Source organism: Kineosporia sp. NBRC 101677 (genome assembly GCF_030269265.1).
In the GTDB taxonomy this organism is placed as follows: Bacteria; Actinomycetota; Actinomycetes; order Actinomycetales; family Kineosporiaceae; genus Kineosporia; species Kineosporia rhizophila.
In genome coordinates, this window is record NZ_BSTA01000006.1 from 304749 (window position 1) to 323108 (window position 18360).

At 71.8% G+C, this 18360-nt stretch carries 18 protein-coding genes; 2 read left to right on the top strand and 16 right to left on the bottom strand.

Features of this window, described 5'->3' with window-relative positions:
• Positions 1 to 25: 25 nt before the first annotated feature.
• Genes QSK18_RS19465 through QSK18_RS19515 form a run of 11 tightly spaced genes read right to left on the bottom strand, consistent with a single transcriptional unit; the run spans position 26 to position 12529 of the window.
• Entirely contained in the window at positions 26 to 1366 is a 1341-nt protein-coding gene (locus QSK18_RS19465) for an NtaA/DmoA family FMN-dependent monooxygenase (RefSeq protein ID WP_285621380.1), read from the bottom strand.
• Positions 1367 to 1377: 11 nt separating this feature from the next.
• Positions 1378 to 2583: an LLM class flavin-dependent oxidoreductase gene (locus tag QSK18_RS19470; protein ID WP_285621386.1), complete on the bottom strand. Its 1206-nt coding sequence runs from the start codon at positions 2581 to 2583 to the stop codon at positions 1378 to 1380.
• Positions 2584 to 2590: 7 nt separating this feature from the next.
• Positions 2591 to 3403, bottom strand: a complete 813-nt coding sequence (locus QSK18_RS19475) for a DUF1684 domain-containing protein (RefSeq protein WP_285621389.1) — start codon at positions 3401 to 3403, stop codon at positions 2591 to 2593.
• The gene (locus tag QSK18_RS19480; RefSeq protein WP_352396588.1) at positions 3400 to 5028 is read right to left on the bottom strand and encodes an ABC transporter ATP-binding protein; all 1629 of its coding nucleotides are present in this window, start codon (positions 5026 to 5028) and stop codon (positions 3400 to 3402) included. The genes QSK18_RS19475 and QSK18_RS19480 overlap by 4 nt, the downstream gene beginning before the upstream one ends.
• Positions 5022 to 5930 carry an ABC transporter permease gene (locus tag QSK18_RS19485; RefSeq protein ID WP_232809574.1) on the bottom strand — a complete coding sequence of 303 codons (909 nt, stop codon included), beginning with the start codon at positions 5928 to 5930 and terminating at the stop codon, positions 5022 to 5024. The genes QSK18_RS19480 and QSK18_RS19485 overlap by 7 nt, the downstream gene beginning before the upstream one ends.
• Entirely contained in the window at positions 5927 to 6901 is a 975-nt protein-coding gene (locus tag QSK18_RS19490; protein ID WP_285621394.1) for an ABC transporter permease, read from the bottom strand. The genes QSK18_RS19485 and QSK18_RS19490 overlap by 4 nt, the downstream gene beginning before the upstream one ends.
• On the bottom strand, positions 6898 to 8535 hold the full coding sequence (locus QSK18_RS19495) for an ABC transporter substrate-binding protein (RefSeq protein ID WP_285621397.1): 1638 nt from the start codon (positions 8533 to 8535) through the stop codon (positions 6898 to 6900). Before QSK18_RS19495 ends, QSK18_RS19490 begins: the two co-directional genes overlap by 4 nt.
• 55 nt (positions 8536 to 8590) lie before the next feature.
• Entirely contained in the window at positions 8591 to 9721 is a 1131-nt protein-coding gene (locus QSK18_RS19500) for an LLM class flavin-dependent oxidoreductase (RefSeq protein ID WP_232809571.1), read from the bottom strand.
• On the bottom strand, positions 9718 to 10800 hold the full coding sequence (locus tag QSK18_RS19505) for an LLM class flavin-dependent oxidoreductase (RefSeq protein ID WP_285621401.1): 1083 nt from the start codon (positions 10798 to 10800) through the stop codon (positions 9718 to 9720). Before QSK18_RS19505 ends, QSK18_RS19500 begins: the two co-directional genes overlap by 4 nt.
• Positions 10797 to 11684, bottom strand: a complete 888-nt coding sequence (locus QSK18_RS19510; protein ID WP_232809569.1) for an LLM class flavin-dependent oxidoreductase — start codon at positions 11682 to 11684, stop codon at positions 10797 to 10799. Before QSK18_RS19510 ends, QSK18_RS19505 begins: the two co-directional genes overlap by 4 nt.
• Before the next feature lie 5 nt (positions 11685 to 11689).
• On the bottom strand, positions 11690 to 12529 hold the full coding sequence (locus QSK18_RS19515; protein ID WP_232809568.1) for an LLM class flavin-dependent oxidoreductase: 840 nt from the start codon (positions 12527 to 12529) through the stop codon (positions 11690 to 11692).
• Between the two features lie 390 nt (positions 12530 to 12919).
• On the opposite strand from QSK18_RS19515, the gene QSK18_RS19520 reads away from it, so the two are divergent.
• Together QSK18_RS19520 and QSK18_RS19525 are read left to right on the top strand one after the other, a co-directional pair.
• On the top strand, positions 12920 to 13990 hold the full coding sequence (locus QSK18_RS19520; protein ID WP_285621407.1) for an LLM class flavin-dependent oxidoreductase: 1071 nt from the start codon (positions 12920 to 12922) through the stop codon (positions 13988 to 13990).
• A gap of 4 nt (positions 13991 to 13994) precedes the next feature.
• Positions 13995 to 14138 (top strand): hypothetical protein, encoded by a 144-nt coding sequence (locus tag QSK18_RS19525; RefSeq protein WP_285621410.1) that lies wholly within the window; start codon positions 13995 to 13997, stop codon positions 14136 to 14138.
• On the opposite strand, the gene QSK18_RS19530 is transcribed toward QSK18_RS19525, so the two are convergent.
• Genes QSK18_RS19530 through QSK18_RS19550 form a run of 5 tightly spaced genes read right to left on the bottom strand, consistent with a single transcriptional unit; the run spans position 14119 to position 18278 of the window.
• Entirely contained in the window at positions 14119 to 14859 is a 741-nt protein-coding gene (locus tag QSK18_RS19530; RefSeq protein WP_232809565.1) for an ABC transporter ATP-binding protein, read from the bottom strand. The genes QSK18_RS19525 and QSK18_RS19530 overlap by 20 nt on opposite strands.
• Positions 14856 to 15644: an ABC transporter permease gene (locus QSK18_RS19535; RefSeq protein ID WP_285621413.1), complete on the bottom strand. Its 789-nt coding sequence runs from the start codon at positions 15642 to 15644 to the stop codon at positions 14856 to 14858. The genes QSK18_RS19530 and QSK18_RS19535 overlap by 4 nt, the downstream gene beginning before the upstream one ends.
• Positions 15641 to 16573, bottom strand: a complete 933-nt coding sequence (locus tag QSK18_RS19540) for an ABC transporter substrate-binding protein (protein WP_285621415.1) — start codon at positions 16571 to 16573, stop codon at positions 15641 to 15643. Before QSK18_RS19540 ends, QSK18_RS19535 begins: the two co-directional genes overlap by 4 nt.
• On the bottom strand, positions 16573 to 17634 hold the full coding sequence (locus QSK18_RS19545; protein WP_285621418.1) for an ABC transporter substrate-binding protein: 1062 nt from the start codon (positions 17632 to 17634) through the stop codon (positions 16573 to 16575). The genes QSK18_RS19540 and QSK18_RS19545 overlap by 1 nt, the downstream gene beginning before the upstream one ends.
• 11 nt (positions 17635 to 17645) lie before the next feature.
• A complete protein-coding gene (locus tag QSK18_RS19550) occupies positions 17646 to 18278 on the bottom strand; it encodes a uridine kinase family protein (protein ID WP_285621421.1) in 633 nt (210 codons plus the stop codon).
• Between the last annotated feature and the right edge of the window lie 82 nt (positions 18279 to 18360).

Genomic DNA, 18360 nt, shown 5'->3' on the forward strand with positions numbered 1-18360 from the left:
GCGCTATAACCTGAACTAGGCCGAACTAGGCGGGGTACTTCAGACCGAGATGATCCCGCAGCGTCGTGCCTTCGTAGTCCGTCCGGAACACCCCCCGCTCCTGCAGCAGCGGCACCACCGTGTCCACGAACGGGGCCAGGCCGTCCGGGGTGATGTGCGGCACCAGGATGAAGCCGTCGGAGACGTCCTCCTGCACGAACCGGTTGATCGTCTCGGCCACGGTGGCCGGTGAGCCGATGAACGTCTGCCGTCCGGTCACCTCGATCACCAGGTCGCGGGCCGAGAGCTTCTCCGCCTCGGCCCGGGCCCGCCACTCGTTGGCCAGGGCCACCGGGTCCTTCGCCAGCTGACGCACGCTCGCGCGGCCCTTGGCGATCGAGTCCCCCTCCACGACCGGGTCGAACGACGGCAGCGGGCCGTCCACGTCGAAGTCGGAAAGGTCGGTGTTCCAGAGCTGTTCGATGAAGTTGATCGCGGTCTGCGGGGAGACCTGCAGGCGGCGCACCTGGTGGGCGATCTCCTGGGCCTCGGCGTCGGTGTCGCCCAGCACGAAACTGGCGGCCGGCAGGATCAGCAGGTCTTCGGGCGCCCGGCCGAATCCGGGCAGCCGGCCCTTCACGTCGGTGTAGAACGCCTTGCCCTCGTCGAACTGGGAGTAGCGCGAGAAGATGGCGTCGGCCTGGGCGGCGGCGAAGTTGCGGCCCTCGTCGGAGTCACCGGCCTGGAAGACCACCGGCCGGCCCTGCGGGCTGGTCGGCACGTTGAACTGGCCCTCGATGTCGAAGAACCGGTCCTGGTGCCGGAACCGGCCCGGGGCGGCGGAGTCCAGGAACCGGCCGTTCTCCTGGTCGGCCACGACCTCGACGCCGTTCCAGGAGTCGAACAGTTCGGTGGTGGTCTGCAGGAACGCCCGGGCCCGCTCGTAGCGGTCCTCCTGGGCCAGGTAGCCCCCGCGCCGGAAGTTCTCGCCGGTGAACCGGTCCCAGCTGGTCACCACGTTCCAGGCGGCGCGCCCGGCGGAGAGGTGGTCGAGGCTGGCGAACTGCCGGGCCACCTCGTAGGGCTCGTTGAAGGTCGAGTTGATCGTGCCGGTCAGGCCGATCCGGTCGGTGACCGCGGCCAGGGCGGCCAGCACGGTGAAGGTGTCCGGGCGCCCGACCACGTCCAGGTCGTAGATCTGGCCCTTCTGCTCACGCAGACGTAGGCCCTCGGCCAGGAACAGGAAGTCGAACTTGCCGCGCTCGGCGATCTGCGCGAAACGCCGGAACGACTCGAACTCGATGTGGCTGCCGGCCGCCGGGTCGCTCCAGACCGTGGTGTTGTTGACGCCCGGGAAGTGCGCCGCCAGGTGAATCTGCTTGGTCATCTCCGAGCCTCTCAGGCAGTCGCGTAACGGTTGGCCGGCCGGGGCAGCCCCAGCAGGCTCCGGAGCGTGGCCTTCTCCGGGTAGGCGGTGCGGAACCGGCCGCGTCGCTGCAGTTCCGGCACCAGGCCGCGGGTGATCTGGGTCAGGTCGTAGGGCAGGGTGGCCGGGCGCAGCCGGTAGCCGGTCAGCCCGGCCGTGCTCCACTCGGTGAGCAGGTCGGCCAGCTGGCCCGGCGTACCGGCGAAGATCAGCGCATCGCTGGTGTACTCGGCCCCGGTCAGCTCGTTCAGGTGGTTCAGCCGGTCGCGGGCGGCCTGTTCGGTCTCGTCCAGCACCACCACCAGATCGGCCCACACGTGCACGGTCTCGTCCGCGCGGCCGGCGGCGAGGCGGTGCTCGTCGATCTGGCGCACCTGGGTGGCGGCCTGCTCGGCGTCGTGCGGGGTGACGAAGCCCAGGTCGGCGGCGCGCCCGATCAGGCGGTAGGGGATGTCGGAGTGCCCGAGGGCGGCGACCACCGGCTGGCCCTGCGGCGGGCGCGGGGTGATCGAGGGGCCCTTGACCGAGAACCAGCGGCCCTCGAAGTCGATGTAGTGCACCTTCTCCCGGTCCAGGAACCGGCCGCTGGCCACGTCCCGGATCTCGGCGTCGTCCTCCCAGCTGTCCCACAGCCGGCGCAGCACCTCGACGTAGTCGGCCGCCTCGTCGAAACCGTCGGCCAGCAGCTGCTGCTGGTCGGGTTCGTTGATCCGGGCGACATCGATGGCGGGCACCTCGCGGCGGCCGAAGTGGCGGGCCGCGTCCTGGCGGGGCGCCAGCTGCACCCGCACCCCGGCCCGGCCCAGCGCCGCGAAGTCGACCGTGGCAACGGCCTTGGAGAGGTGGAACGGTTCGGTGTGGGTGGTGACGGCGGTCGGGATCAGCCCGATGTGGCTGGTCACCGGGGCCACCCGGGCGGCGATCAGCACCGCGTCGAGCCGGCCGCGCACCCGGTCGGTGCGCTCGTCCTGGGCGAACAGCTCGTCGGACTGCAGGTTCAGTGCGTCCTCGATGGTGACCAGGTCGAGCAGGCCGGCCTCGGCCTCCTGCACCAGGCCGGTCCAGTAGCCCGGTGAAAGCAGTTCTGCGGGGCGGGCGTCCGGCTGCCGCCAGGCGGCGGGGTGCCAGCCGGCACCGTCGAGGGCGATGCCGAGGTGCAGATGATCGTTGGCGCTCATCCTCGTCCTAAATCTCGTTGTTCTGGTGGGGGGTCTTCTCGCCGGCCTCGACCGCCACCGGCAGGCGGTTCTCCGGCGGTGGCAGCGGGCAGGTGGCGAGAGGGGTGTAGGCGCAGGGCAGGTTGGCGGCCCGGTTGAAATCAAGGACGACGTGGCCGTCTTCGTCGGGCACCGGCACCGGGAGCGAGCGGTTGGCTGCGTAGGTGGTCACGCCGGAGGTGGCGTCGGTGAACAGCACCAGGAGACTGCCCGGGGTGCGTCCCTCGAAGGCGGTCAGAGTCAGCGGCTGACCGTCGATCTCGAAGCTGAGTTCACCCGGCGCCTGGTAGATGTGCTCGAGCCCCTCCACCGCGGCGTCGACCTTGACCGGGCGAGGCTGGTCGAAGGGCCGGTAGCGGGCCTCGAGAACCCAGCGCGGCTGCGGCTCGTAGGCCGGGGTGCTGGTGTAGGCCTGCAGCCGGGCGCTGTCGGGGTGGCGGGGCCGCACGATGTCGAAGCCGCCACGCCGGGCCACCTCGATCACCGCCTCGCCCCAGACCACGTCGATGCCGTCGCGCTCGGGGATCACCCCGAACGCGTGACGCCCGATCCGGGTCACCCCGTCCACCAGGATCTTCTCGTCGGGGCCGAGGACCACGGTGGGGCCTTCGGGACCGGTCGACCACTCCCCCGGGGCGTCCGGGAACCGCTGCGGTTCCTCGGTCAGCCAGTTCAGGCTGGTGACGGCCAGGAAGCCGTGCGGGTCCGACAGCGACGCCTCCCGGCCCCGGCGCCATTCCTGCCATTCGTGAGTGAGGTCGTCGACGGTGGGGGCACTCATGCCTGCACTCCTTGGATCTGGTTCTCCCGGCCCGGGATCGCGGCCAGGAGCTCTCGGGTGTACTCGTGCTGTGGACGGGTGAAAAGTTCTTCTGTGGGCGCGGTCTCGACGATGCGACCGTTGCGCATGACCGCCACCCGGTGGGCCAGCTGCCGCACCACGGCCAGGTCGTGCGAGATGAACAGGTAGGCCACCCCGGTGTCGGCCTGCAGCTGCACCAGCAGGTCGAGCACCTGTGCCTGCACCGAGACGTCGAGGGCGGAGACCGGCTCGTCGCAGACCACCAGGTCGGGTGAGAGCGCCAGGGCCCGGGCGATCGCCACCCGCTGCCGCTGCCCACCGGACAGTTCCGCCGGGCGGCGTTCGAGCACGGAACCCGGCAGGGCGACCCGGTCCAGCAGGTCGCCGGCCCGGGCGCGGCGGGAGGCCCGGTCGCCCACCTTGAACACCCGCAGCGGTTCCTCGATGATCTCGGCCACGGTGAAGCGGGGATCCAGCGAGGCGTAGGGGTTCTGGTACACCAGCTGGGCCCGGCGCCGCAGTTGCCGGGTGACGCTCTTTCCCGCGTGGGTGATGTCGGCGCCGTCGAACCGGATGGTCCCGGCGGTCGGGTCGCTCAGCCGCAGGGCCAGCCGCCCGGTGGTCGACTTGCCCGAGCCGGACTCCCCGACCAGAGCCAGGGTTTCGCCATGATCGACGAAGAAGCTCACGCCGTCAACGGCTTTCACCGACTTCGGGCCGTCCGCGGTTCGGGGTAGCGGGAACTCCTTGGCCAGGCTCTCGACCTCGAGCAGGCGCCCGCCGCCGGCGCGGGGTTCGGCCCGGTGGGGCGGGCGCAGGCTGGGGGCACTGTTCAGCAGGCGCTGGGTGTACTCGTGCTGCGGGTTGCCCATCACCATTGCAGTGGGGCCGGTCTCGACGACCTGTCCCTGCGACATCACCACGATGCGGTCGGCCCGGTCCGCCGCCACCGCCAGGTCGTGGGTGACCAGCAGCACCGCCGCCCCCGACTCGGCCACCAGGTGCTGCAGGTGGTCCAGGATCACCTTCTGCACGGTCACGTCCAGGGCGCTGGTCGGCTCGTCGGCGATGATCAGCCGGGGGCCGGCCGCGATGGCGATGGCGATCAGCACCCGTTGCCGCATACCGCCGGACAGCTCGTGCGGGTACTGCCGGGCCCGGGTGGCCGGGTCCGGAAGCCCGGCCTTGGCCAGGATCTCGACCGCCCGCCCGGCGGCCTGCTTGCGGGTGGTCACCGAGTGCAGGCGCAGCACCTCGGCGACCTGTTCACCCACACGCTTGACCGGATTCAGCGAGACCGCCGGATCCTGCGGCACCAGGCCGATCCCGGCTCCACGCACGCTGCGCAGCACACGCTCGGGAGCGTTCTGCAGTTCCTGCCCGTCGAACTCGACCACCCCGTGGTCGATCTGGGCGTTGGCCGACAGCAGCCGCACGACGGCGTGGGCGGTGGTGCTCTTGCCCGACCCCGACTCACCCACCACGGCAACGGTTTCGCCCGGGTGCACCTCCAGGTCGATGCCCCGCACCGCGGGCACCGATCCGGAACGTGTGCGGTAGGAGACCGCGAGGTCGCGAATACTCAGGAGCGGTTGGCTCACCACTGCTTCACCTCGGTCTCGAGAGCGCGGGCGATCCGGTTGGTGGCCAACACCGTGGCGGCGATGGTCAGGCCGGGCAGGGTGGTCAGCCACCAGGCGTTGGCCAGGTAGTTGCGGCCGTCGGAGATCAGCGTCCCCCACTCCGGGGCCGGTGGTGGGGCGCCGTAGCCGAGGAAGCTCAGGCTGGACACGGCCAGGATCGAGGTGCCGAACTCGAGGGTGGCGAGCACCAGCACCGGGCCCAGGCTGTTGGGCAGCACGTGCCGCCCGAGGACGGTGGGCCAGCGGGCGCCGACTCCGCGGGAGGCCTCGACGTACAGTGCGGTGCGTACTTTCAGCACCTCGGCCCGCATCACCCGGGCGAAGCCGGCCACGTTGGCCACCCCCACCGCCACCGCGACCTTCGTGGTGCCGTAGCCCAGGGCGGTGACCACGGCCAGGGACAGGAACAGGGTGGGGATGGACAGCACCACGTCCACGAACCGCATGATCACGTCGTCCACCCAGCGGCCGACGAAACCCGCCACCAGGCCGAGCAGACCGCCCACCACGAAGGCGAACAGCACCGCGATCAGGGTGGCCCGCAGCGACAGCTGCGCCCCGTGCACCATCCGGGCGAACAGGTCCCGGCCCAGGCTGTCGGTGCCGAACCAGTGCGCGGCGCCGGGTGCCTGGAAGTTCTCCTCGGGGACGCCGCGGGTGGGGTCGGTGTCGGTGAACACCCCCGGCGCGAAGGCGGCCACGGTCACCAGAACCACCACGACCAGAGAAAGGACGAGTGCGGGCCTGCGGGCGAGGAACGTCAGGGTGCGTCGGGAGCGGCTTCCCAGGGGACGGGCCGGGGCGGGTTCGGCCGAGGGTGCCGTGGTGGTGCCGAGGGGTTCGGTGAGGATCTGGCCGGTCATGCCGTCACCGTCCTCGGGGCGCCGGGGGTGGCGGGCCCGGCCAGCACGATGCGCGGGTCGAGCACCGGGTAGACCAGGTCGACCAGCAGGTTCACCACCACGAAGACCAGCGCCCCGTAGACCACCACGCCCTGCACCACGGGGATGTCCTGGGCGGAGACCGCGGCCTGGGTGACCCGGCCCAGGCCGTTGCGGGAGAACACCGTCTCCACCACCACCGCGTTGGCCATCAGCGCGCCGACCAGCAGCCCGGCCACGGTCAGGGCCGGCAGCGAGGCGTTGCGCAGGGCGTGCCGCAGGTGCACGTGCACCCGCCCGGCGCCCTTGGCCCGGGCCGTCTCGATGTACGGCTCGTCCAGCGTGGTGCTCAGGCTCTTGGCCAGCACCAGGGCGATCTGCGCCCCGGTGGGCACGGCCAGCGTGATGGCGGGCAGGATCAGCCCGCGCAGGCCGTCGTTGCCGAAGGCCGGGAACCAGGCGTTCCGGAACGAGAAGAACTGCACCAGCATCAGCCCGATCCAGAAGGTCGGTACCGAGACCCCCAGCGGGGGCAGCGACAGCAGGAACTGCCGCACCCCCCGCCGGGAGCTGTAGGTGGCCGCCAGGGCCAGGCCGCCGCCGAACACCACGGCCAGGGCCAGGGCGCTGAGGGTGAGCAGCAGGGTCTGGGGCAGGGCGTCGAGGATCATCTCGGTGACCGGGTGCCCGGTGGCCACCGAGTCGCCCAGGTCACCGGTCAGCGCCCGGCCCAGGTGCTCGGCGTACTGCACCGGCACCGGCTGGTCGAACCCGTACTCGGCGCGCAGCGCCTCGAGCCGGGCCGGGTCGACCGGGGCGGAGTCCAGGCCCGCCCCGGCCATCGCCGAGACCGGGTCACCGGGCAGCAGCACCAGGATGAAGAACGACAGGGTGTAGGCCGCCCAGAGCACCCCGACCGCCTGTGCCAGCCGGCGGAGTACGTAACGGCTCATCCCTGCCCGCCCCCGCTCAGCCAGGTGTCGTGCAGCTGGATCCGGCTGGAGGCCTCGAAGTTCAGGTCGTGCACACCGGCCGCGATCCCGAGCTTGGTCTGCAGCTCCACCACCGGGATGACGAACGCGTTCTGCACGATCGCCTCCTGCGCGCCGGCGACCAGTTCCTTGCGCGCGGCCTCGTCCACGGTGCCGGCCTGGTCGGTCAGCGTGTCGTCGAGACCGGTGGCCGGGATCCGGTAGGTGTTGGCCAGCCCGGTGGAGTACAGCGAGCGCAGGATGTCCGGGTCGGCGCGGGTCAGGTTGCCCCACATCAGGTCGAAGTTGCCGGACTGCTGCACCTCGGCGCCCTGGGCGATCTCGTACTGCTTCAGCTCGACCGCCACGCCGACCTCGCGCAGCTGCTGCTGGATCAGTTCCAGGGCGGGCTGGTTGGTGGGCGAGTTGGCGAACCAGGCCACGGTGAGGCTGAGCTTCTGTCCGGCCTTCTCGCGGATGCCGTCGGCCCCGGCCTTCCAGCCGGCCTCCTCCAGCAGCGTCTTGGCCTTCTCCGGGTCGTGGCCCAGTTCGGCGGACAGGTCGGTGTAGCCGGGGGTGGTGCGGGCCAGGATGCTGGTGGCCGGCTCGGTGCCGGTGTTGAACACCGTGTCGGCGACCTGCTGCCGGTCGATCGCCTGACGCAGGGCCTGGCGCACCTTCTCGTCGGACAGGGCCGGCCGGGAGTTGTTCACCCCGAGGTTGAAGACCGCCCCCGGGTTGGCCCGGGCCTGCAGGGTGGCCCCGGAGGCCTCGAGCGCCGCCTCGTCGGCCCGGCCCACGTTGCCGATCGCGTCGACCTGCCCGGACTGCAGGCTGCCGGTGCGCACCCCCGACTCGGGCAGCACCTTGAACACCACCTCGTCCAGGTATGCCTCGCCCTTCTTCTTCCACAGCGAGGAGCCCCAGTCGTAGCCGGTGCGCTTGCGCAGGGTGGCCGACTGGTTGGGGGCGTACTCGGCCAGGGTGAACGGCCCGGAGCCGACGATGCCCTGGGTGCAGCGTTCCTGCGGGCTCAGCTCGGTGCTGGCCAGGGACACCACGCCGAGCGAGTGGGTCGAGGTGGCCTGCAGGAACTGGGCGTTCGGCTGGGCGAAGGTGACGTTCAGGGTCTGCGGGTCCTCGGCGGTGACCTTCTCCACCCCGGTGAGGTAGCCGGTGGCCAGGTTGGCCAGCGGCCCCAGGTCGGGGACGGCGTCGAAGTTGGCCTTGACCACCTCGGCGGTCAGCTCGCTGCCGTCGCTGAAGGTCACCCCGTCGCGCAGGTGGAAGGTGAAACTGCGGGCGTCGTCGCTGATCTCCCAGCTCTCGGCCAGCCAGGGCACGATCTCGCCGGTCTCCGGGTCCTGGTCGGTGAGGGAGTCGACCAGCTGGCGCACCGAGTAGATCGAGTCGTTGCTGGCCACCTGCTGGGGGTCGGCGCAGCCGGTGTCGGAGCCGACGGCGAAGGTCAGCGTCCCGCCGGAGACCGGCTCGCCCCCGGCCGCCTCGGCCGAGGCGTCGGAGCCGGAACCACAACCGGCCAGGGCCAGCAGGGAGACGGTCAGACCGGCGGTCACGACCCGCCGGTCAAGGGCGTGCTTCAGGGTTCTTCCCACGAAAGGGGTACTCCTCGTCCATGAGTTGCGAGTTGTGTCGGTGGGCCGGGCGGCCTCAGCGGCGCTGCCACTCCTGGGCCAGCAGCTCGTAGGAACGCACCCGGTCGGCGTGGTCGTGGGTGATGGTGGTGATCAGCAGCTCGTCCGCCCCGGTGGCGTCGCGCAGCCGCTCCAGCTGGTCGGCGACCTGGCCGGGGGTGCCGACGAACTGGGTGTCGAGGCGGTCCTGCACCAGGGCCCGGTCGGCGTCGCTCCAGACGTGCTGGGCCGCCTCCTCGGGGGTGGGGAACTGGATGGCGCCCTCGGCCGTGCGGATGCTGCGCACCCAGGCGCCGTAGCCGGCTGCCAGTTCCCGGGCCTGCTCCTCCTGCGGGGCCACCACCACGTCGGCCGAGACCGTCACGTAGGGCCGGTCCAGCCCGGAGACGCCGGTGGAGGGCTTGAACGCCGCCCGGTAGGCGTCCACCGCCTCGAGCACGCTGGAGGGGGCCACGTGGTAGTTGGCCCCGAAGCGCAGGCCCCGCTCGCCGGCTACCTCGGCGCTCTCGCCGCCGCTGCTGCCCAGCACCCACAGCTGCAGGTCGGCGCCCTCACCGGGGATCACATGACCCGGCTCGCCCTCGGCCGAGGTGTAGGTGCCCTCGATCAGGGCCAGCACGTCGCCGACGAGCTCGTCGTAGTCCTGCGGGTGCGCCCCCGGCTGGGCCAGCAACTGCTTCTGCAGCAGGAAGCGCGGCGAGCCGAGCAGCGGCCGGAAGTCGAACGGCGGCGGGATCACCAGGCCGTTCGCGGTCTTCCCGTCCACCACCGGGGTCTTGTCGGTCACCTGGCGAGGCGCCCGCGGCGCCCCGCCGCTGCGTCCCAGCCCGAGATCGAAACGCCCCGGGTGCACCGCGTCCAGCAGGCCGAAGTCCTCCACCACGGAAAGGGCTGTGCGGTGGCCCATCTGCACCGCGCCCGAGCCCAGCCGGATGCTCGAGGTGGCCCCGGCGACCAGGGCCAGCAGGACGGCCGGCGAGGTGCCGGCCACGCCCGGGTTGAGGTGGTGCTCGGCGAACCAGAAGCGGGCGTAACCCAGCTGCTCGGCCCGCTGCGCCAGGTCGGTGCTGTTGCGGATCGCCCTGGCCGCGGTCGATCCGGTGGAGATCGGGACCAGGTCGAGGATGCCCAGCGGGGTGGTGGTCATGGGACGAGCTCCTGTTCTGCCGCGGGGCGGGCGGGGGCCCACTCCCAGGGCGGGTCGGGCAGGGTGTGGCGCAGGGCCGGGGCGATCTCGGCCTGGAACAGCTCCAGGCCGGCCCGGTGCTGGTGGCCGGGCAGGCCGTTGGCGTCGGCGGACAGGTTGATCACGCTGTGGCCGAACTGCTCGTGGTAGCGGTGCACCTTCTCGATCACCTGCTGGGGGCTGCCGACCAGGGCCGAGCTGCGCTCCACGAAGTCCTCGAGGGTGGGGAACACCGGTGCGACGCCGAGCTTCTCCTGCAGTTGCAGGTAGCCGGCGAAGACCGGGGCGTAGGCGGCCACCGCGTCCTGCGAGCGGTGGGCCGCGTGATATCCGGCGGTGCCCGAGCCCACCGCCGCCCGGGCCGGGTCGTGCCCGTAGTGCGCCCAGCGCTCGCGGTAGTAGGCGATCAGTTCGGCGTAGGGCCCGATCGGGTTGGTGACGTTGGCGGAGAACAGCGGATCGCCGTAACGCGCGGCCAGGTCGACCGATTCACGGCTGGTGGCGCTGCCGTGCCAGACCCGCACCGGCTGCTGCAGGGGCCGGGGCCAGACCTCGGCCTCCTGCAGAGGTGGGCGGAACCGGGTGTCGTAGGTGACCTTGTCCTGGCGCCACAGCCGCCGGAACACCTCGTAGGACTCGGCGTTGCGCTCCCACTGGTCCTCCGGGGTCACCTGGAACAGCTCGCGCTGGGCGGCCCCGTTGCCCTTGCCGATGATCAGCTCCAGCCGGCCCTGCGAGAGGTGGTCCAGCGTGGCGTAGTCCTCGTAGGCGCGCACCGGGTCGAGCAGGCTGAGCGTGGTCACCGTGGTGAACAGCCGGATCCGCCGGGTCAGTGCGGCCAGGTGGCTGAGCACCACGGTCGGGGAGGAGGAGATGAACGGACGCTCGTGGCGTTCGCCCACGCCGTAGCCGTCGAACCCGAGTTCCTCGGCCAGCAGCGCCTTGTCGATCACCTCCCGGAACCGGTCGAAGGTGGATTTCTGGACCCCGGTGACCGGGTCGGGGGCGTGCACGATCAGGGTGCTGAGCAGGAACTTCACGCCGGCACCACGACCCCTTCGGGCAGGCCGAGGGCCGCGCGCAGGGTGGCGCCGGTGACCGGTTCCAGCCGGGGCACCACCGAGCGCAGCACTCCCAGCAGCTCGTCGCGGCCACCGGTGGTGGCCAGTTCCAGGCCGTCGAGGGCGTGGGCGGTGGCCCAGCGGCCCAGTTCGGCCGCCGTGGAGCGGCCGTTCTCCCGCACGATCCCGGCCCGGGCCAGCAGGGTGATCTGGTCGCGGCGGCGCCCGGAGTGCCACACCGCGTCGGTCAGGCGGGTGTTGCCGCCGTCGACCAGCTCGATCCGGGGCACCACGAACACGTCGGCCAGCCGGGCCGCCTCCACCCAGTTCACGTGGTCGCGGGCGTCGGCCACCAGCACCGGGCGCCCCTCTCCGACCGGGTCGGCGGCGACCCGGTAGAAGCGCCCGTCGTGGTCGACCGGCTCGCTCCCCCACAGGCCGGCCAGGATCTGCGCGTACTCCGTCCAGCGGTGGGGCCGGGCGGCTCCGCCCACGTCCACCGGCAGCCCGGGGCGGGGCAGGTCCTCGGCCAGGGTCTCGGTGACGTCGTCACCGTCTCCGGCCCGCAGCGCCAGGCCGGCCCGCCCGCCGGTGGCCCGGTTCAGGGCGATGCTCCGCCGGGCCAGGTTGTAGGGCGCGTTGTGGGTGGTCGGGGCGTCCACGATCCAGTTCAGGTCCGGATGGCGGGCGGCCAGGAACGAGGCCACCGCTCCGGCGTCGAGCAGGGCCAGCTCCCCGGGCGGGCCGTCACTGACCCGGATCGCCGAGACCCCGGCGTCGCGGGCGGCGTCGGCCACCTCGGCGGCCTGGTGCAGGGTGAGACCGTCACCGACGGCCAGGTCGAGGACGACGACGAGACTCATCGCGTTCACCGGCTTCCGACGAGCGACAACCCGAACCCGGCCGGGACGACCGGGGCCGGGGCGTCCAGGCCCAGACTTCCCCGCAGCGTCCCGTACGGTGCCTGCGCGCCGATCAGGCCGCGGCCGCGCAGCTCGGGCACGAGCTGCTCGAAGAAGGCCTCGGCGTCGAGGGGGACGACGCTGACGCCGTCCACGTCCTCGGATTTCACCAGGGCCTCGATCCGGTCGGCGTCGGGCCCGGCCCCGGTACCGGTGACGACCTCCGCCAGCACCAGCACCGAGTCCGGCCCGCGGCCGAGGAAGGCCGTGCGGGAGCGGATCTCACCGCGGGAGGCGGGCAGGCGCCCGTCGGACTCGGACAGCAGCACCACGTCGGCGCTGACCACGTCGGCGCCACCGACCAGGACCGGGCGGCCCTGCGGCGAGCGCAGTTCCGTGCGTTCGTCCCAGCGGGCCACCACCGACTCCACCAGAGAGGCCTGGCGACGGGCCTGCTGCCCGGCGGTGAGCAGTTCGCGCAGGCCGAAGTTGCGGCCGTTCGCGGCACCGGTGTCGTCGGCGACGCGCCAGCCGATCCGGCCTCCGCTGAGGTAGTCGAGATCTCCCAGGCGGCGGGCCAGTTCGAGAGGGTCGTGGTAGCCGGCCGAGAGGGTGCCGATCAGCCCGATGCGCTCGGTGACGGCGGCGAGCCGGGCCAGCAGCGTGGTGGGCTCGGCATCCTGACCGTCGACCAGGACGGCCTGCAGGCCGCTGGACTCGGCCTGGCGGGCCAGGGCGACGGCCCGGCCGGGCTCGTCCTGGGCGCTGCTGGGAAGGGTCAAAAAGAAGGGAATGTGCACGGTCATGCCCGGGCTCCTCGTGGGACGAGCGGAGATGGGACGGCCGGCCACCGATCAGGGCGCGCCGGCCACCGCACCCCTGGTGAAAGGCGCGTGAAGATGGGTGAAGAAGACGCCGGGCGGGGTTACGCCTGACGGTTCCGGGGCACTCCGCCGAAGAACCGGCCTGCGCTGTTCCCCTGCCCGGCCGAAGATTTCAGACGATCAACGGGACGGGACGCACGGTCGACACCGGGCGCTGGAGACCCTCAGCAGGTCTACCCAGCGCACCTTCGTCAACAGCGGCCCGCGGTTCATGACCACAAGTGTCCGTTCCGTGACACGCATTGTCAATCATTTCTGTAGACAATGTAGGTTCAACGGTACTGCCGGACAGCTCGCACGGATCGGAGACCGATGGGCCCGGAACTGCTTTGGTACATCCCGAACACGGTGGAGCCCGGCCACCGCGGCGACGACACCGGCGACGGCTGGGGCTCGCTGGAGTACTCCACCGACCTGGCCCGCCTCACCGAGCGGCACGGCTGGTCCGGCGCCCTGCTGGGCACCAGCTGGGGCCGGCCCGACACGTTCACCGTGGCCACCGCGCTGGCCGCCCGCACCACCACGTTCCGGCCCCTGGTGGCGGTCCGGCCCGGCTACTGGGACCCCGCCCACTTCGCCTCGGCCGCAGCCACTCTCGACCGCCTCAGCAACGGACGGCTGCTGGTCAACATCGTCAGTGGGCTGGACGAGCCGGCCGCCTACGGCGACGCCGTCACCGCCTCGCCCGAGCGCTACGCCCGCACCGCCGAGTTCATGCAGGTGGTCCGCCGCCTGTGGAACGAGCCGGAGGTGACCCACGAGGGCCGCTTCTACCAGGTCACGAGGTCGTCCCTCGCCCTCCGCCCGCAGACCGCACCCCGGCTGTACTTCGGCGGCGCCTCCGAGGCCGCCGAACGCGTCGCGGCCGCCGAGGCCGACGTCCAGTTGTTCTGGGGTGAGCCCCTGGAGGCCCTGGCCGAGCGCATCGACCGCCTGCGCCGCCTCAGCGCCGGGCGCCGCCATGCTCCGCTGGAGTTCGGGCTGCGCATCACCACGCTGGTCCGCGACACCAGCGAGCAGGCCTGGGCCGACGCCGAGGCCCGGGTCGCCGCCCTGCGCGGCAAGGAGCCCGAGCCCTGGTGGCAGGGCAACCGCGAGCACGCGGTGGGCCAGCGCCGGCTGTACGACCTGGCCGAGCGCGGCGAGGTGCTCGACTCCTGCCTGTACACCGCCCCCGGCCCGGCCGGGGCCGGCGGCGCGGCCAGCACCTGGCTGGTCGGCTCGGCCACCGAGGTGGCCCAGGCCCTGCACCGCTACCGGGAGCTGGGCATCACCCACTTCATCCTGTCCGACACCCCGTACCGGGAAGAGGTGGCCCGCCTCGGCGATCAACTCCTCCCCCTGCTCACCACCGAACTGCACACCACGGAAGTCAGGAGCTGATCGAATGTCCCAGGACAGTCCTCTCGTGGTCACCGGCGCCGGAGGCCGGGCCGGCCGCGCGGCGCTGGACTCGCTGGAGGCGGCGGGCGGAGAGCGGCCCACCCGCCACCGCGAGCAGGTCGCCGTGCTCAGCCGATCAGCTGCTTGAGCAGCTGGGCCTCCAGCGCGGCGAACTCCGGATCGGCCAGCAGCTCGGGGGTCCGCGGCCGGGGGAAGTCGACCACGATCTCGGCCGCCACCCGGGCCGGGCGCGGGCTGAACACGTACACCCGGTCGGAGAGGTACAGCGCCTCCCGCACGTCGTGGGTGATCAGCAGCACCGTCCACCGGTACTGCTCCCACATCTGCTCCAGCCAGCGCTGCATCTCCGAACGGGTCAGCGCGTCCAGCGCCCCGAACGGCTCGTCCAGCAGCAGCACCGGCTGCTCCTGGGCGACCGTGCGCAGCAGCGCGGCCCGCTGCCGCATGCCCCCGGACAGCTGGGCCGGGTACTTGTCCTCGAACCCCTTCAGCCCGAACGGCTCCAGCAGTGGCCTGACCTTCTCGCGGGCCGGGCCGCGCTTGCTGCCGCGCACCTCCAGGCCGAGGGTGAGGTTGTTCATCACCGTGCGCCAGGGCAGCAGCGCGTCCTTCTGCGGCATGAACGCCACCCGGGACGCCTTGCCGTTCAGCTCGTTCCCCTCGATCCGGACGTCGCCGGCGTCCGGCTTCAGGGCGCCGGTGAGCACCCCGAACGTGGTGCTCTTGCCGCTGCCGCTGGGCCCCAGGATGGAGACGAACTCCCCCGGCTCGGCGTGCAGTTCCAGGCCGCGGACCACCGGCAGACCGCCGAGGGTGACGTCGAGGCCGCTGATGCTCAGAGCGTTCATGACTGCGCCTCCCCGGCACGGACGAGATGGGCCCAGGGCAGGGCGAGCCGCTCGATCAGGTAGCTGAGGCCGAACAGCAGCAGGGTCACCGCGGCGGTGACCCCGACCGCGGCCAGCACCAGGTCGGTGCGGAAGGTGTTCTTGGCGAACTGCATGTACACGCCGAGCCCGGCCTCCGCCCCGGCGTACTCGGCGAAGATCGCCGAGACCACCGAGTAGGTGATCGCGATCCGCAGACCGGCCATGAAGTAGGGCAGGGCCGAGGGCAGCCGCACGGTGCGGAACACCCGCCACCGCCCGGCCCCCATCGAGCGCAGCAGGGCCACGCTGTCCGGGTCGGCCGAGCGGAACCCCTCCACGAAACTCAGTGTGGTGGCGAAGAAGTTGACGAACACGATGAGCAGGATCTTGGGGAACTGGCCGAACCCGAACCAGACGATCACCAGCGGCGCCAGCGCCACCAGGGGCAGGGTCTGGCTGACCACGAGCACCGGCAGCACCGCCCTCCGGGCCAGGCTGGACAGATCGACCAGCACCGCGAAGGCGAACCCGACCAGGATCGACAGCAGCAGCCCGATCACCGTGGCGCGCAGCGTGGGCCAGGTGTTGGCCAGCAGGTTCTCCCGGTCGGCCCAGCCCTGCTCGACCACCCGCGAGGGGGTGGGCAGCACGTCCGGGCCGGGCCCGGCGGTGGCCGCGTAGACCTCCCAGACGGCCAGGAGCAACAGCACCAGCAGTACCGGCGGCACGACCACGCCCGCCCGGGGAACCCGCAAGCCGGTCATGCCGCTGCGATTCCCACCTGGCTGGGCAGGAACTCGTCGGTGAACGAGTCCTCCCAGCCCGCGGCGCTGGGCAGGACGCCGTAGTCGGCCAGCCACTGGGCATACGGCTGGACCAGCTCGGCGCGCACCTGCCCCCAGCGGCCCTCGTGGAACCACGTGGGCGTGATGAGCTCCAGCGAGGCGCGCAGGGTCTCGCGCGGGAAGTACGGCACGTACCGCTCGAAAGCCTCCAGGGCCAGGCCCGGTTCGTCGCGGGCGGCCAGGTAGCCGCGCTCGACGATGGCCAGCAGCGAGCGCACCAGCACCGGGTTGCGCTGCAGGGTCGACTCCTGGGTGCCGAGCAGGTAGCTGTGGTACGGCGGGGCCCCGATGTCGTCGACCGGCCAGATCACCCGGTCCTCCAAGGGAAGCCGGCCGAGCAGCGCGTCCCAGGCCCAGTAGTTGCCGAAGGTGGCGTCCACCTCGCCGGCCGCCACGTCGTCGGCCAGCAGTTCCCGGGCGCCGCTGTTCACCACGACCACGCGGTCGAAGTCACCACCGTCGGCCTCGACCAGGTGACGCACCATGGCCAGGCCCCGGGGCGTCGGGTTCAGGGCCAGCCGGCGCCCCTCCAGCTCACGCGGCCGGGTGATACCGGTCGCGGTGGTGGTGAGGATGGTCTCCATCCCGCGGTGGTTGATCGCCGCGACCGCCTTCAGCGGCTCGTGCGCGGCCCGGCGCACCAGCAGCCGGTTGCTGGGGAAGACCGCGAAATCGGCCTCGTAGCGGGAGAGGTAGGCCAGCGAGTCACCCCGCGAGGGGTCGGCCACCGTCAGTTCGACGTCCAGCCCCTCCTGGGCGAACCAGCCCTGGTGACTGGCCACGAAGAAGCCGGCCGAATTCGTCCATGGGTGCAGGTATTCCAGCACCACACGCAGTCGTGCGCTCATCAGTTCCCGCTCGCCAGGTAGTCGTTGCTGTAGTAGGTGGTCCAGTCCGGCTCGGCGGTGAGGGCCTTGCCGTCGGAGTCGGTGAGCAGGCCGTTCTCGTACAGGAACGAGCCGTAGTTCTTCCAGAACTCCTCGTCCTGGACCCCGACGTGGCCCGCTTCGGTGTTCAGGTACCCCTCGGAGGCCAGCAGGTTCTGGCTGGCCCGCACCAGTTCCGCATCGCTCAGCTGCGCCTTGTTCGCCTGCACGAGCAGGTCGGCGGCCTTGTCCGGCTCGTCCGCGGCGTAGCTGTAGCCCTTGGCCGTGGCGGCCAGGAACTTCTTGGCCACCTCGGGGTTGGCGTCCAGGTACTTCTGGCCCGAGGCGAGCAGCACCGAGTACTGGTCGGGGAAGCCGTAGTCGGTGGGGGCGAAGTTCTTCAGCGGCTTGCCCGAGCGCTCGGCCTCGACACCCTCCCAGGTCACCACCGGGATCGTGAAGTCGGCCTTCTTGCTGTAGACGGCCTGGTACGCCGAGGTGTCCAGGGCGATGCTCTTGAAGTCGCCCTTGCCGCCGTCGTGCTGGATCACGTACTTCAGCAGCGGGCCCTCGTCCGGCGAGCCGAACCCGGCGTAGGTCTTGCCGTCCAGGTCCTTCGGGCTCTGGATGTCGTCTCGGTCGGCGCTCACCGAGATGGCGTAGGTGCCCTTGCGGTTCGGCGCGTACACCGCCACCACGTCCTGGCCGGCGGCCCGGGCGTAGGTCACCCCGGCCTGGTACGAGAAGCCGAAGTCGGCCTGCCCGTGCGCCACCAGGGTCTCCGGCGCGGTCGAGGAGTAGGGAATGACCTTGAGCTTGATGCCCTGGTCCTTGTAGTACCCCAGCTCGTCGGCGGCGAAGACGCCGGTGTAGTCGGTGTTCGGCGTCCAGCTGAGGGCCACCGTGACCTCGGTGAGCCCACCTTCGCCGGCCTCGGAGGAGGCCGAGGAGGAACCGCCGCAGGCCGACGCCGCGAACACGGTGGCGGTGAAGGTAGCAGCCAAAAGGCTGCGTCGGGTCAGCCTGGTCAGAGAACTGGTCATCGTGAGGTCCGTTACAGAGTAGGGGGCGTGGGAGCCGGGAAGGTGAGGGTGGCGGGGGTGGAGTCGTTGTGGACGACGACGTCGGCGTGGCCGGGCGTGTTCTCGCGGTCCAGCAGGGCCTGCTCGGCCGCGGCCCAGCGGGCCTGGTGACATCGGTAGCCGGTCCAGTCGGGGCGCCCGCGCAGACGGCGCAGACGCACGTCGGCGCTCGCCTCGACCCAGACGAGCAGGGCCAGGTGGTCGCGCAGGGCGGCACTTCCGGCCCCACAACCTTCGAGAACCAGAACAGAGGACGTCGGCACAGTGCGCCATTCGTCGCGGGTGGCGGTGTCCCAGCGGTAGGGGCGCCAGCGGGCCTGGCCGCCGGCCGCCAGGGGCTCGGCGATCCACTCCCGCAGGAGATCACCCACCCCGGGCAGACCGTCCCAGCCCTCGTAGAGGTCGTCGAGGCGGACCAGGGGCGCGGACAGTTCCGCGGACAGGTCGGTGGCCAGGGTGGACTTGCCGGAGCCGGAGCGTCCGTCGACGGCGACCAGGCGGGTCCCGCCGGCCGAGGGCGGGCTCTGCCGGACCAGCCGCGCCAGGGTGTGCAGAACAGACCGCGAGGGCAGCCCGAGGGCGTCCTGACGAAGATCGGTCTGCACGGAGAGCTCCTGGGGAACGAGGGGGGGTAGGCGACGGCGGACCGTCGCACATCCGGGGTGCCCCCGGCGACGAGTCGGCAGC

Excerpts from the sequence above, each read along its gene's own strand:
- QSK18_RS19465 (WP_285621380.1), bottom strand. The coding sequence starts at position 1,366 with ATGACCAAGCAGATTCACCTGGCGGCGCACTTCCCGGGCGTCAACAAC.
- QSK18_RS19470 (WP_285621386.1), bottom strand. The coding sequence starts at position 2,583 with ATGAGCGCCAACGATCATCTGCACCTCGGCATCGCCCTCGACGGTGCC.
- QSK18_RS19475 (WP_285621389.1), bottom strand. The coding sequence starts at position 3,403 with ATGAGTGCCCCCACCGTCGACGACCTCACTCACGAATGGCAGGAATGG.
- QSK18_RS19485 (WP_232809574.1), bottom strand. The coding sequence starts at position 5,930 with ATGACCGGCCAGATCCTCACCGAACCCCTCGGCACCACCACGGCACCC.
- QSK18_RS19490 (WP_285621394.1), bottom strand. The coding sequence starts at position 6,901 with ATGAGCCGTTACGTACTCCGCCGGCTGGCACAGGCGGTCGGGGTGCTC.
- QSK18_RS19500 (WP_232809571.1), bottom strand. The coding sequence starts at position 9,721 with ATGACCACCACCCCGCTGGGCATCCTCGACCTGGTCCCGATCTCCACC.
- QSK18_RS19510 (WP_232809569.1), bottom strand. The coding sequence starts at position 11,684 with ATGAGTCTCGTCGTCGTCCTCGACCTGGCCGTCGGTGACGGTCTCACC.
- QSK18_RS19515 (WP_232809568.1), bottom strand. The coding sequence starts at position 12,529 with ATGACCGTGCACATTCCCTTCTTTTTGACCCTTCCCAGCAGCGCCCAG.
- QSK18_RS19520 (WP_285621407.1), top strand. The coding sequence starts at position 12,920 with ATGGGCCCGGAACTGCTTTGGTACATCCCGAACACGGTGGAGCCCGGC.
- QSK18_RS19525 (WP_285621410.1), top strand. The coding sequence starts at position 13,995 with ATGTCCCAGGACAGTCCTCTCGTGGTCACCGGCGCCGGAGGCCGGGCC.
- QSK18_RS19530 (WP_232809565.1), bottom strand. The coding sequence starts at position 14,859 with ATGAACGCTCTGAGCATCAGCGGCCTCGACGTCACCCTCGGCGGTCTG.
- QSK18_RS19535 (WP_285621413.1), bottom strand. The coding sequence starts at position 15,644 with ATGACCGGCTTGCGGGTTCCCCGGGCGGGCGTGGTCGTGCCGCCGGTA.
- QSK18_RS19540 (WP_285621415.1), bottom strand. The coding sequence starts at position 16,573 with ATGAGCGCACGACTGCGTGTGGTGCTGGAATACCTGCACCCATGGACG.
- QSK18_RS19545 (WP_285621418.1), bottom strand. The coding sequence starts at position 17,634 with ATGACCAGTTCTCTGACCAGGCTGACCCGACGCAGCCTTTTGGCTGCT.